This is a genomic window from Algoriphagus algorifonticola, from assembly GCF_007655305.1.
Classification (GTDB): Bacteria; Bacteroidota; Bacteroidia; order Cytophagales; family Cyclobacteriaceae; genus Algoriphagus; species Algoriphagus algorifonticola.
Genome location: NZ_VLOG01000019.1, coordinates 1 through 14,566, shown reverse-complemented (window position 1 = coordinate 14,566; position 14,566 = coordinate 1). Strand labels below are relative to the sequence as shown.

Annotated in this window: 6 protein-coding genes; 5 read left to right on the top strand and 1 reads right to left on the bottom strand. The window is 40.6% G+C overall.

Annotation, left to right across the window (positions count from 1 at the left end; genetic code table 11):
* Positions 1-114 precede the first annotated feature (114 nt).
* From FL972_RS03710 to FL972_RS03690, 5 genes are all read left to right on the top strand, one after another.
* The gene (locus FL972_RS03710) at positions 115-3,255 is read left to right on the top strand and encodes a PKD domain-containing protein (protein ID WP_144603744.1); all 3,141 of its coding nucleotides are present in this window, start codon (positions 115-117) and stop codon (positions 3,253-3,255) included.
* Positions 3,256-3,330: 75 nt separating this feature from the next.
* Positions 3,331-6,972, top strand: coding sequence for a PKD domain-containing protein (locus tag FL972_RS03705; protein ID WP_186299985.1), 3,642 nt, complete (start codon positions 3,331-3,333; stop codon positions 6,970-6,972).
* 137 nt (positions 6,973-7,109) lie between these two features.
* Entirely contained in the window at positions 7,110-10,118 is a 3,009-nt protein-coding gene (locus tag FL972_RS03700) for a PKD domain-containing protein (RefSeq protein ID WP_186299983.1), read from the top strand.
* A gap of 71 nt (positions 10,119-10,189) precedes the next feature.
* On the top strand, positions 10,190-11,200 hold the full coding sequence (gene galE / locus FL972_RS03695; RefSeq protein ID WP_144603738.1) for a UDP-glucose 4-epimerase GalE: 1,011 nt from the start codon (positions 10,190-10,192) through the stop codon (positions 11,198-11,200).
* A gap of 205 nt (positions 11,201-11,405) precedes the next feature.
* Positions 11,406-12,359, top strand: coding sequence for a CHRD domain-containing protein (locus FL972_RS03690; protein ID WP_144603736.1), 954 nt, complete (start codon positions 11,406-11,408; stop codon positions 12,357-12,359).
* Between the two features lie 97 nt (positions 12,360-12,456).
* Here FL972_RS03690 and ggt read toward each other — a convergent pair whose 3' ends face one another.
* Positions 12,457-14,151, bottom strand: coding sequence for a gamma-glutamyltransferase (ggt, locus tag FL972_RS03685; RefSeq protein ID WP_144603734.1), 1,695 nt, complete (start codon positions 14,149-14,151; stop codon positions 12,457-12,459).
* Positions 14,152-14,566 lie beyond the last annotated feature (415 nt).

The following is a 14,566-nucleotide window of genomic DNA, read 5'->3' as shown; positions in this document are numbered from 1 at the left end:
TTTCCTGTAATACCAGACCATTTACATGATAATCCTATACATCTGACATCTTTTCTCAACAATATTTTAATCAGATGCTTATATTGAAAAATTATAGTCTTCTAACTGAGTAGAATGAGGAAATTTTACCTAACAACAATTCTTTTAATCATTTTTCTGGCGAAGAGCTCTCTCTCTTTTGCTCAGCTTTCTACCGTGGGAAAAGAATTCTGGGTAGGATTCATGGATAATAACCGAGTACCACCTTCAGGAAATTCAAATGGAGCACCTGATTTTGCAGTTTTGATTTTGACAGCCAGCGAAAATTCAACAGGAACTATTGAGTACTTGGGGCAATCGGTAAGTTTTTCCATGACAGCTGGACAACAATACACCCTAAGAGTACCCTCTGAAGATTTAGATTTATTGCATAGGAATTCAGCAACCACAGAAAATAAGGGGATCTATATTTCAAGTACTGGAAAAATTGCTGTTCACGCATATAATGAACGCTTTAGAAGTGCTGATGGAACTGTGGTATTGCCGGTTGGAGCATTGGGAACGGACTATTACATTACTTCTCATTATGAGACTTTGACCGCAGATGTGAATTTCAATGGGAATATCAACGATGAGAGTGCCATGTTGGTCATCGCAACCGAAGACAATACGCAGATAGAAATCACTACTTCTGTCAATACCTTAGGAGGAGGAAACCCGGGAGTGCCCTTTTCAATTAACTTGAATAGGGGGCAGAGTTATCAGCTGAAAGCCAAAGAAGATATGACTGGAACCCGGGTTAGGGTGATAGGAGAAAATGCCAACGAGTGTAAAAAGATTGCAGTTTTTGGAGGAAATAAATGGACCTCAGTAGGGAATTGTGGTGCAGCAAATGATCACTTGTTTCAGCAAGCTTACCCGGTGAATACTTGGGGGACTTCATTTGTTCACGTGGCACTTTCAGGTAGAACTTCCGGCGAATTAGTCAAAGTTTTAGGCTCTGAGGACAATACAGACGTGCGTGTCAATGGAGTTTCTGTTGGGACAGTAAATAGAGGAACTTGGATCCCTATTGAATTTGGTATTAACGAGTCTGGAAAAATTGAAACTTCTAAGCCTTCTTCGGTAACGGTGTTTTCAAAAAGCCAAGCCTGTAATCAGCAGAACTCTCCAAATGCAAATACCGGAGATCCATTTATGATTACGTATAGTCCATCAGAGCAATTTTTAAAGGACTTAACCTTCCAGTCTCTTGCCTTGCCTTCCATAGTTAATCATTATGTTAATATTGTAGTCAAGGCAGGTACCCAAAATTCAACTATTCTGGATGGTCAAAATATAGGGGCATTATTTTCATCTCTTCCCGGGGATTCAGATTTTCAATATGCCCGTGTCAATATTTCGCAAGGAGTGCATAGACTTTCTAATCCTGAAGGTTTTGCAGCCTACGCATACGGTTTTGGGGATTTAGAGTCTTACGGATATGCAGCCGGTGCCGCTTTGGATAATTTGAATTTCAAAACAGAATCCGAATATGAATTTGACGTGCAAGGCGAAAATATTGCCTGTTTAAATCAGGTAGGTGATTGGATTATCAATTCTGAAAATCCTGATTTCACCTATTTTGTATGGAATTTTGGAGATGGAAGTGATATCCAGGAAGGTGCTCAGGTGACTCACACCTTTACCGAGCCAGGAGAATATGAAGTAAGTGTTTTGGCAGCTATCAGCCCTAATTCATGTGATCAACGCGAGGAGGTTACCTTCAGCGTCACTGTTTTGGAAACAGAAGGAGAGTTATTGGGAGCAGAGTCTGTCTGCCCTGATGTCGAGGAATTAATTTATTCATTCAAAGCTATTGAAAATGTTAGTAGGGTTGAATTTGAGGTAGAGGGCGGAGAAATTATCGAAACCACTGATAATTCAGTTCTAATTAATTGGGGGCCGGCCAATGATGCCGCATTTGTCAAAGCAACTCCTTACTCCCTAAATGGATGTCCGGGAGAACCAGTAATAAAATCTGTAATTATCAATCAGCGAATTGAAGCAGAAGACCCAGATGGCATAATGCAGGTTTGTTTTGACCCAAATGTGTATTATACTTATTCAGCTCCAAATGCTTCCTCAGGTAGAGGATATACTTGGACTGTGACGGGGGGAGAGATTGTTTCAGGTCAAGGGAGTTCTGAGATTGAGGTTTCCTGGAATCAGCCCGGCGTTTTAGGGGCTGTTTCTTATAAGGTTTTCAGTTTGGTGGATGAACTTTGTGAAGGAGAATCTTCTGAAATAGAAGTGAAAGTAGAAGATGAGTTTGTAGTCAATGTAGCTCGGCTGCTTCCAATTTCCTGTTCGGGATTGAATTCAGGAGAAATTGGATTGGAAGTAATTGGCGGAGTTGCTCCATACACCTTTGAATGGTCCCATGATTCAGGACTAGCTTCTGCTGATGCTTTAGAATTGGTAGCTGGCCTATATTCAGTGAAAGTCACAGATCAGTTGGGCTGTGAAAGACTTTTAGAAAACCTGGAAATAATTCAGCCTGAACCTTTAGCTATCCAGTCTATCAGTCCCGTTGGGACTTCCTGTTTTGGTAAACCTGATGGAGCTGTAAGCTTTACAATAACTGGAGGTGTAGCTCCTTATGCAATTGATTATCAGGGTTTAAATACCTTCAATGGAAGTGTAACTTTATCAGGTATGCCTCAAGGTGTATATTCTTGGGAATTGTTGGATGCCAATGGATGTAGCATTCCGCTAGATTTTGAAATAACATCACCTATAGCTCTTGAAGTAGATGTAAGGATGGAGAAGCCTGCTTGCCCAGGTGGTAGTAATGGAGAATTATTTGCCTTTCCCGCTGGTGGAGTCGGACCTTATGTGTATACTTGGGAATTCCAATCCACCCTTGGTAATCAATTACTTGCTGTTCCGAAAGGAAATTATGCTGTTTCTGTCACAGATGGCTCAGGATGTGTAAGCTTAGGCGAAGGTATAGTCGAAGAAGCTGAACCTGAAGTTAGACTTCCAACAGGATATTTTCCTCAAAGAGATAAGGATCTCTTCGAAGGTATATCTAACTGTGAGTTGCAATTCCAACTCTGGATATACGATAGATGGGGTCAACTTATCTATACAGGTACTGAGGGATGGGATGGCACGGTTTCTGGAGTGAATGCGCCATCAGGAACTTATTCCTATGTCTTCCAATATTCATTTTTGTTGGAAGATGAATTAAAAGTAGAAAACAAATCCGGAGCTTTTGCTCTTATTAGATAGCTAGATCACCCTAATCTGCTTATGCCTTATATTTAAATGAAACACGCAAAAAGATTCTTTTTAATCTTTTTGGTGTTGAGTTCATTTTTCCTGAGCGAAGGTAGTTTCGCCCAGTTGAGCACCGTCGGTACGGAGTTTTATTTCGGGTTTATGGAAAATAACCTGAAAGAAAACAATGAGGATAAAGCCCTAATATCCATTACGGCTTCGGAAGACGCTATTGGCTATATTCAGTACTTGGGTAAGACTATAAACTTTTCAATAGCCAAGGGAAAAATATTTACTCATGAAATCCCCACCACAGCGACTGAAGACATCATTCATCGATCTTCGGGTGTTATCAGAAATAAAGGTGTTTATATTTTTTCTTCCGGGAAAATAGCTGTCCATGCGTTCAACCTCAGGTCTACCAGTTCAGACGGAAGTGTTATTCTGCCATTTACAGCGATAGGCAAGGATTATATTGTCACTGCTCATTATTATGACATCAGTCTTTCTCCCAATAATTTTGAAAGCACCCTGCTGATTGTTTCGGCAGAGGATAATACAGAAGTTGAAATTAATCCTACCGTACCTACTGTCAATGGATTTGCAGCAGGTTCACCTGTGAAAATCACTCTAAATAAAGGTCAAAGTTATCAATTAAAAGGACAAGGGGACCTGACAGGAACACGAGTGAAGGTGGTCAATTCTGGCTCTGATGATTGTAAAAGAGTTGCCGTATTCGGCGGGAATAAAATGACTCAGGGGGGAACCTGCGGTTCTACATCAGATCACTTATTTCAACAAACCTATCCACTTTTTACCTGGGGAAATGAATTCATTCACATTCCTCTTTTGGAAAGGACAGCCGGAGAATTAGTCAAAGTGGTGGCTTCTCAAAATAATACCACCATCGAGGTCAGTGGCTTAGCACCTGTGACTCTAAATGAAGGTGAATTTTATATCTATGAATTCAAGTCTACTGAAATTGCTACTATCAAATCTGATAAACCCATAGCAGCTACGGCTATTGCAAAAAGTCAGGACTGTGATACTCCAGGCCCCCTTAAATTTGGTGACCCTTTGATGATCACCTACAATCCCAATAATGAAAGGATATCTTCCATCGTTTTTAACTCCCTGCAGTCATATGGATTCCTTAGGCATTTCGTCAATATAATTGTTCCAGCTGAATCAGTGAATGAAACGATTTTGAATGGGAAAAATATTGGAGATCAATTCAAAGCCGTTCCAGGAAATCCAAATTTTCACTATGCTCAGATCAAATTAAGTGGAGGTACAAATTCACTTTCTAATCCTAAAGGATTGATTGCCTATGCATACGGAACGGGCAATTTGAACTCATACGGTTTTTCCGCAGGGGCAAATTTTGAAAGTTCAGAATACGAGGCAGACAGTAAATATGAATTTGAGGTAGTGGGTGAAAGAGTGGCTTGTTTTGGTCAGGAGGCTACTTGGATGATTCAACCTGAAAGTAAGATTTATACTCAGTTTAAATGGGATTTTGGTGATGGTTCTGACCCCGTTTTTGGACAAGAAGCCAAGCATACATTTACGAAAGAAGGGAAATTCACTGTTTCTGTCATAGCTTCCAATGGAGCAGCCAGCTGTGCCTTAGAAAGAACCTATTCTTTTGATGTGGAAGTCCTGAAGGTACTTGCAGAGATCAAAGGAGAAACCAATGTTTGTCCCGGAAGTACTCAAGTTTACGAATTAGGAGAGACTGCCAATTTCGAAAAACTGGAATGGCTTGAGGTGATCGGTGGAGAAATAGTGAGCCAATCAGCTAATTCTCTGTCTGTGAAATGGAGTGAAACATCCGATGCCGGTCAAATCAAAGCGGTGGCTTTTGCACCAAATGGATGCAGAGGAGAAGAAATAATTCTGGATATAGAACTTGGAAGTACAGGGCTTGATGTAATTCCACTCGGCCCTGAAAGTATTTGTGGAATACAAGAGCAGTCTCTGGTTTATGAAATTCCCGCAGATTTTGAATTTACTGGGTCAATCTTGTGGGAAGTGATAGGAGGAAAGGTTACTGGTGAGGCAGATCAAAAGCAAGTTTCAATTCTATGGGATGATGATGCAGAGGAGCGCAAGGTGTTTTTTACGCTTACCAATACGGAGGATGCATGTGGAGGTATTTCTAAGAAATTGATTGTTGAAAAACTGGATAAAATACTTTTTGAGAATGCCCAAATTAACGGAAGTCAGGAAGTTTGTCTGGGTTCAGAAATTACCTACACCTTTTCATCGACAACTCCATTTGGAAATTTGGATTGGGTAGATGTAAGAGGAGGTTCGATTTTGGAAAACGGCAATGATTTTGTGAAAATTCGATGGATTGAGGAAACTGAAAATATGGGGCTTTCAGTGATTCCATACAATGAATCTGATTGCCCTGGTGAGTTGATATCTCTGGAAATCCGAATAAGGGAATCAGAAGTTTTACTGAAGCCGAAAGGAATTGAAACGCTTTGCGGACCCGATTTTCCTGATCAAGTCTATGAAGTTCCAAATCCTCAGACAGGAGTTCAATATTCTTGGGCTATTCAAGGAGGAGAAATCATCGGTGAAAATTCCGGTAAATCAGTTACCGTAAGATGGAAGAATTCCAGCGAGGGGAAAGTCATTTCTTATTCGGAGCAAACCCAGGATCCAAGCATTTGTCCTAGAAGCTCAGAGGTTCTAAAGATTAAGTCAGGAGAGCCAATTTTGCTTCAAGAACAGATAGAGACATTGGCTTCTTGTCCAGGTGAAACCAATGGTGCTTTGGAGATCAAAGTGAAAGGGGGGACAGGTAATTATGAATTTGAATGGGAAGGATATCCTACTGTAAAAGGGAATAAGCTTGAAAATATTGCTGCAGGTGAATACCAAGTAACTGTTAAAGATGAATCAGGTTGTGGGATAGCCGAATTTATCTTGACCTTATCAGAGCCCAAAGGATTGGAGTTAACCCGAGAATTGGAATACATGAGAACCGCTTGCTCAGATTCGGGTGATGGTGGTTTTATCGCTTATTTGACAGGAGGCAAGGCACCTTATAAGGTGGAAGGTTTTGATTCTTCTTGGGATGGAGAAAAACTTACCGTGAAAGGATTGTCAAAAGGTCCATTTACCCTTTTCGTTCTGGATGCAACCAATTGTAGCTTAGCAGTAGATGGGGTAATTGGAGGTACTGAGGAGTTAAAGGTCAGCTTCGTAGAAGAAAGTGAAAGTTGTCCCGGAGGAAGTTTTGGAAGGTTGGCTGTAAAAGTTGAAGGTGGTGTAGGACCTTATCAATATGCTTGGGATTTGGGCTCTGGAATCGCAGAGGTCCGCTCTACTTCTAGTACCTCAAATTTTGGATCTAACTTTATCAGTGATATGCCTTCCGGAGAGTATGCCGTTACGGTGACAGATATTAATGGCTGTCAGGTAATGGCCTATGGAAGGATTTCAGAAACTAGTCCGCAGGTTCGAATGCCTACAGGATACCTGCCTTCTGATGGATTGTATTATCCTGTTTCCAATTGCTCTCTGGACCATACCCTCAAAGTTTTTGATAGATGGGGAGGGATGGTCTACGTCGGAACTGAAGGTTGGGATGGTATGATTAAAGGAAATGAAGCTCCAGTTGGAACATATACATTTGTCTTGAGTTACACATTCAGCAAAGAAGGTGAAATAGAGACAGAAGAAAAGTCTGGAATTTTCACCTTAATCAGGTAAATTTCTGATTCAGGAGATTTTAGCAGATGAATTCAGTGTGGAAAAGGGCGATTTGGATATTCTTGCCAATTTTTTTGGTATGCTTTTCCGCTTTTTCCCAAATCAGTACCCTTGGTAGAGATTTTTACATTGGTTTCATGGATAATAACCGCAGGAACTCTCAGCCTGATAAAGTCGTGGTTATCATAACAGCCAATGAAAAAGCCTCAGGAATCATTCAAACCCCCAAACAGGTAATTTCATTTTCTCTAGAAGCCGGTCAGCAACTGATCCGAGAATTTGATGGAGAAGAGGAAGGAGTAATTCATAGAGAAAGTGGACAGGTAGAGTATAGACCCTTTAGAATCACCTCTTCAGGCGATTTAGCTGTCCATGCGATCAATGGGAGACAATACAGTACAGATGGAACTGTAGTGCTTCCTTACAGCTCATTAAGCACCGAATACCTGGTCATGGCTCATTATGATGTTTTCGGACCAGGTCAAAATCCAGGAAGTAATCAAAATTTTGAAAGTACTTTACTGGTTGTTGCCACCGAAAATGATACGGAAATTGAGATCATTCCTGCTGCAAGAACAGTCAATACCATTCCTGCTGGAGCACCCATTCGGATTGTGTTGAATGAGGGAGAAAGTTATCAAGTCAAGGCAGAAGGAGATTTGACAGGTTCCAGAATAAAGGTTTTAAATGCCAATCAAACTAATTGCAAACTCATAGCAGTTTATGGAGGTAATAAGACCAGCTCTGCCGGAGATTGCGGAACCAGTGGAGACCACATTTTCCAGCAGGCATATCCTATTCAAACTTGGGGTAAAGAATATATTCATATTCCTTTAGCAGGAAGAACATCCGGTGAAATAGTGAAGGTATTAGCATCACAGGATGGGACGATCGTTCGAATAAACGGAGAGGTAAAGGCAACTTTAAATGCCAGACAAAGCGCCAAGTTTGAGTTTGGTAAGAATGACATCGCCAGAATAGATGCAAACAAACCCATCTCTGCTGCTGTGATTGCAAAAAGTGCGGCTTGCAATGAATTTGGCGTTGCACCTTTAGGAGATCCTTCTTTATTTATTTTGAGTCCAAACTCACAAATGCTCAAGAATATAATTTTTTCTACAGGCAAGCTCATCGGTGGGTTTAATCAAAATATCGAGCATTACTTAACTCTATTGGTAAATTCAGGTACTCAGGGTCAGACTACCCTAAATGGCCAAAACGTTGGCGGTAATTTTTTACAAGTTTCCGGCACGAACTTGAGCTATATTAGAATCAAAGTTCCATTTGGAGTTAATTCTGTTTCAAACCCAGAAGGTTTGATAGGATATGTGTATGGGTCTGGCTCCATTGAGTCCTATGGATTTGCTATTGGCGCAAGTTTAGAAAATGTCCAGTTTGAAACTGAAACGAGCTATGAATTTGAAGTAGAAGGAGAGAAGGTAGCCTGTCTGAATCAAGAAGGGCTTTGGAAGATTATTCCTGATGATCCCAAATTCATTAATTTCTCTTGGGATTTTGGTGATGGGAGTACAAATAAAAGCGGTCAGGAAGTCTCTCATATTTTTACGGAAAAAGGGACTTATGAGGTAGTTGTAACTGCTTCTACAGGAACAGGAGCTTGTGATAGTGAAACAGAATTCAAATTTGAAATAGAAGTTACTTTCGTTGAAACAGAATTGAAAGGGCCTGCCTCTCTTTGTCCCGGTTCTGAAGGAATTCGATATTATCTTGAAAATTCTCTCAATATAGATCAAGTGATTTGGGAAGTTGAAGGAGGGGAGATCACTCAAAGTAATGAGGAATTTGCTTTAGTGAATTGGAATGTAGTTGAAGGTACAGGACTTATTCGTATTACACCTGTTGCAGAGAATGGTTGTTTGGGTGAGGTTTTGGAGATCGAGGTAGAAATCCAGGATAATATTGAGCCAGAAATACCTTCCGGGCAGGCAGGACTATGCGGAAGTACCATCGAGCCACTTACCTACACTGTACCTTATCCAGTGGATGGAAAAGACTATTTCTGGCAGGTTAGCGGAGGTCAAATTCTATCCGGTCAATCGACTGAAGAGATCGTAGTTTTGTGGGATGAAAATGCCTCTGAAAGAAGTGTTTTTTATGAAGAAAGCTTGTCATCTGATCCCTCTTGTTTCGGCGTCTCAAAAATTTTAAACATCGGATCTTTTGATGCACTTTCTGTAACTGAAGGAAATAAAATTTCTCCATCATGTCCTGGAGAAAGTGATGGGGAAATTTTACTATCCATAGAAGGAGGTTCTGGAGATTTTATATTTGAATGGGAGGGATTTCCGGAAAATCAGGAGGATTTTTTAAAAAACATACCTGCTGGGGACTATCAGGTAAAAGTGATCGATCAAGCCGGCTGCGGAGAAATTCAGTTGAATATATCCCTGGAGGATCCTAAACCCATTTTGATTAATAGAATAGCAGTGACTGATGTAAGTTGTGCTGCTGAGTCCAATGGAGGAGCTGTCTTGGAAATTTCTGGTGGTGAACCGCCTTATCAAGTAATTGGATTTGAATCTGAATGGGATGGTGCCCGTCTTTCATTTTCAGGATTGAGCAAAGGTACTTTCCAGCTTTTACTAGAAGACTCCAAATCTTGTACTTTACCATTCGAATTGGTGATTAATGGTCCTGATCTCCTTGATTTGGAATTTGAGGAATTGGCACCGGGTTGTCCAGGAGGGCTGGATGGTGCATTGGAAGTTAAAGTTTCTGGAGGAACTCCACCTTATACTTATCAGTGGGAAAATGGCGAAGCATTGGCGCTATTGGAAAATCTTCCTTCAGGTGAATTTTCGGTGACGGTTACAGATTCCCAAGGCTGCCAAATTTCAGGTTTGGGTAAGGTGTCGGAATCGAGGCCTCAGGTTCGAATGCCTACCGGATTTTCACCCAAAGATGGCCCTTATCAACCTATATCCAATTGTAGCATCAGTTATAAACTGATGATTTTCAACCGATGGGGGCAATTGATTTTTTCTGGAACAGAGGGATGGGATGGGAATCACAATGCCAATCCAATGCCACCCGGAGCCTATTCCTACTATATATCCTATCAGTATAGCTTGGAAAATGGTTTGAATACTGATGAGAAACGAGGAACATTTACCTTAATCAATTAAAGATTTGATCAAAAATTCGGGAGATCTTATCCTTTGGATTAGATTTGTTCTTTAGGAATTTTTAATCAAGAATGAAAAAAATATTAATTACCGGTGGGGCAGGATATATTGGCTCACACACTGCCGTAGTTATGGCAGAAGCGGGTCTAATCCCAATTATATTAGATGACTTATCAAATTCCAGTGAGTCAGTTATCGACAGACTGGAAGAAATCATGGGTTACAAACCAATTTTTTACAAAGGAGATTGTAATGACTCATCAATTTTAAATAAAATAGGAAAAGAACATCAACTTGCCGGAGTAATTCATTTTGCGGCTTTTAAAGCGGTGGGAGAGAGTACCCAAGAGCCATTGAAATATTATCAGAACAACTTAGGCTCTTTAATGGTCTTGTTGGATTTTATGAAAAGGGAAGGAATTCAGGATTTGGTTTTCTCTTCATCTTGTACAGTCTATGGGCAACCGGATGTTTTGCCTGTTACAGAATCCACACCTCGAAAAGATGCTGAAAGTCCCTATGGTAACACCAAGAAAGTATGTGAGGATATTTTGGTTGACTATGTGAAAAGTAAAGCAGAAGTTAGAGTGATTTCACTCCGCTATTTCAATCCAGTTGGCGCGCATCCAAGTGCTAAAATCGGAGAGTTGCCCAATGGAATTCCAAATAACTTGGTGCCATTTGTTACCCAAACAGCAGCGGGATTAAGAGAAAAATTGACTGTCTTTGGAAATGATTATGACACCTCAGATGGTTCTTGTGTAAGGGATTTTATTCATGTGATGGATTTAGCAGATGCGCATGTGAAAGCGCTTAATTATTTAGGCGGACAGAGTGCTAATTTTTACGATGTATTCAATGTAGGTACCGGACATGGTAACTCTGTATTGGAAGTTGTAGAAACTTTTGAAAATGTAAATCAGCTAAAATTGAATTATGAAATAGGACCCAAGCGTCCCGGTGATGTGGTTCAGATCTGGGCAGACACAAAAAAAATCAATAAGATATTGGGCTGGTTTCCAAAATACTCCTTAGAAGATTCCCTTCGGGATAGTTGGAATTGGCAGAAAACTTTGAAATAAGATAAAATCAGCTTTTTGAAGCTGATTTTTTTTTTGATTATACATACCTGTAAATAATCATTTGATATAAGGATTCAATCTTCCTGTATCAATTACTGCATTTTACACTCATAAAATTGCAACTTTTTGAAAACCAGGTCAATCCAATTCCTGTTGACCCTACGTAATTCTTTTATTCGATTTTAACATTCAAACCCAAAAAATCATGAAAAATTTATTTCAAAATGTTTACTTCAGCATGTTTGTTATGCTGTTTTTTGTTGCCTGCCAGGGCATGGAAGATGCTCAAATCCCTATGGCAGACGATTCAAGTGCAGAGTTTTCTGGTGATGAAAATGCCAGGAAGGGTCAAACAATGGAATTTGGTTCCTTTTTGATTGGAACTGAGGAAGTTCCTGCTGTAGAGTCTTCTGGAGCAGGGGCAGCCTTTTTCTCAATGAGTCCTGATGGTAAAAGCCTTAATTTTCAAGTTAGAGTAGCTAACACTTCTGGAATTATCTTCGCCCATTTACATAATGCGGCAGAAGGTGCAAATGGTCCGGTGGTAGTAACCTTGATTCCCGCTCAAGATCCATCAGGACTGGAAAACGGAGTGGTAGCAGAGGGAATGATCAACATGGAAGATCTTTCAGGTCCTTTGGAAGGAAAGATGGTTTCGGACTTAGTCCGGGAAATCAACATGGGTAGAATTTATGTGAACATACATACCTCTTCTTTTCCTTCAGGGGAGCTAAGAGGACAAGTTAGCATGGTTCAACCGAACAATAATGATAATTTCACTATCAAGCTATCTGGTCTGAATGAAGTTCCAGCTGTAGAAACGGATGCGACTGGGGTAGCTATTTTCAGATTCAATAAAAAGAATTCCTCTGTGGAATTTCAGGTGAATGTTGACAATATTTCAGACATCCGATTCTCGCATATTCACCTCGCTGAACCAGGAGCAAATGGCCCGGTGGTAGTAACTTTAGATGGTGAAAGAAGAGATGGACCTGTAGAGGGAGTATATGTTAAAGGAACCTTAACCAGCGCAAGCCTAGGAGGTAAATTAATGGGCGGAGACCTGATGATCTTGAGAGAAGCGATGAGAACAAGCTATGCTTATGTTAATGTACATTCAGATCTAGTTCCAAGCGGAGAGTTGAGAGGTAACTTCTAAGAATTCATTCTTTAAATGACATATAAAAGCCCTTCAGAAAATTTCTTTGAAGGGCTTTTTTTTAGAGGTTGAGGTAAGAAAATACCTCTATTACTTTTTAGTATCCAGCAGCTTGACCGTCTTTTCTAGATTCTGAAGCTCCGAAATAAACTTTTTGAATAGGGTCAAATCGAATTGCCTGATAGCCTCCATAAGGCCCCACGCTGAACTCTACCCTATGTCCTATTTCTTCTAGGGTTCGGATCACTTCGTAAGAAAATCCGCTTTCTAGGTTGAGCGAACCACCAGAGGTCATACGAGAGCCAGTAGGTTGGGAAGAGCCAACGTGACGCATTCTAGGAGCATCTCCTGCCTCTTGGATATTCATTCCAAAATCGATGATATTGACAACAATTTGGGCATGTCCTTGCGGCTGGACCGCACCACCCATTAAGCCAAAACTCATAAATGGCTTTCCGTCTTTAGTGATAAATGCAGGTATAATAGTGTGAAATGGCCTTTTGCCTCTAGCTAAGGAGTTCCAGTGGTTTGGGTCCTGAACGTTAAACATTTGCCCCCTGTTTTGTAAGACAAATCCTAGGCCATCAGGCACCATGCCAGACCCAAATTCATCATAAATGCTTTGGATAAAGGATACCATATTTCCTTCCGAATCAGCAACAGTCAGATAGGTGGTGTTTCCTTTTTCAATATCTCCGGCTGGATATTCATCTGCAGCTTGGTGGAAATCTATTAATTTTCGTCTTTCAGCAGCGTATTCCTTTGAAATCAGGTAATCCACAGGAATTTGATTGAAAGCAGGGTCCGCATAATATTTTGCCCGGTCTTCATATGCTAGCTTCTTTGCTTCCGTCAATACATGGAGATATTCAGCACTTCCAAAGCCCATGGACTTGATATCAAACCCTTCCAGAATATTCAGCATTTGTAAGGCAGCGATTCCTTGCCCATTAGGAGGAAGCTCCCAAACATCGTAACCTCTGTAATTGGTGCTTACAGGTTCCACCCACTCGGAAGTATGATTTTTTAGGTCTTCATAGCTTAGGTAGCCTCCATGTTCTTTCATAAACCGATCTATGGTCTTCGCTATCTCTCCTTCATAAAAGGCCTTTTTCCCTCCTTTGGCAATTATATCATAAGTTCTTGCAAGATCAGGGTTTTTGAAAACATCCCCTTTTTTAGGAGTTGACACACCATTTGGCATATAGGTTTTCTTGAAACCCGGAAGGTCTTGCATTCGAGGCCAGTTATTATTCATTTGCCAGGCAATGACCTCTGAAATAGGGAAGCCCTTGTTTCCGTAATCAATTGCTGGTTGTAGGATTTCTTGCATGGAAAGCTTTCCAAAGCGCTTGTGCATTTCAAACCATCCGTCCACTGTACCGGGAACAGAAATAGGAAGAGGCCCTAAGAAAGGAACATAGTTTAATCCTTTTTCTTTGAATACCTCCATAGTCAAGCTGGCTGGAGCTCTTCCGCTTCCATTGAAGCCAAACAGTTTTTGAGTTTTGGCATCCCAGATGATAGCAAAAACATCTCCTCCAATTCCACAGGCATGAGGTTCTACCAAACCCAACATGGCATTGGCTGCAATAGCTGCGTCCATGGCTGTTCCTCCTTTTTTCAAAATATCCAAAGCAGCTTGTGTCGCCAAAGGCTGGCTGGTAGCAGCCATTCCATTTTGAGCAACGATTTCAGATCGAGTAGCAAAGTTCTTTCCTATAACCCGATCTTGTCCTTTCGTTCCCAAACTGATCAGCAAACAGCTAATCATCAAAGCAATATATTTCATCTGTCAATATTTTGATTTTTAGAGGTCAGATGGAATCCCTGCCTGCGGCAGGCAGGTCGCACATTTTCCCCGATACATCGGGGCATCCCATTGTGTGTCGTTCTCATCGTGCTCGATTTCATATGAGTTGTCAAATTTGATTCGATATTAAGTTGGATGCTTTATTTGGGCAAGCCAAACTTGGTTGAATGGTGAATTTCTCAGATTTGGGCTTGCTATACTTTGGAGAAATAAATAGATATGCCTTAGATGAAATAGAAGAAGGAATACAATAGAAATATTTAGAAATACGCCTCCCGCGAAATATTTATTCCCGACATAATTTTTGAGTTGCAATATGGAAGATATTTTTTAAGATAATTTTAAGATATGCCTGCGGCAAGATACGGGTCAATTCCCCCTTTGGAAATGTAAA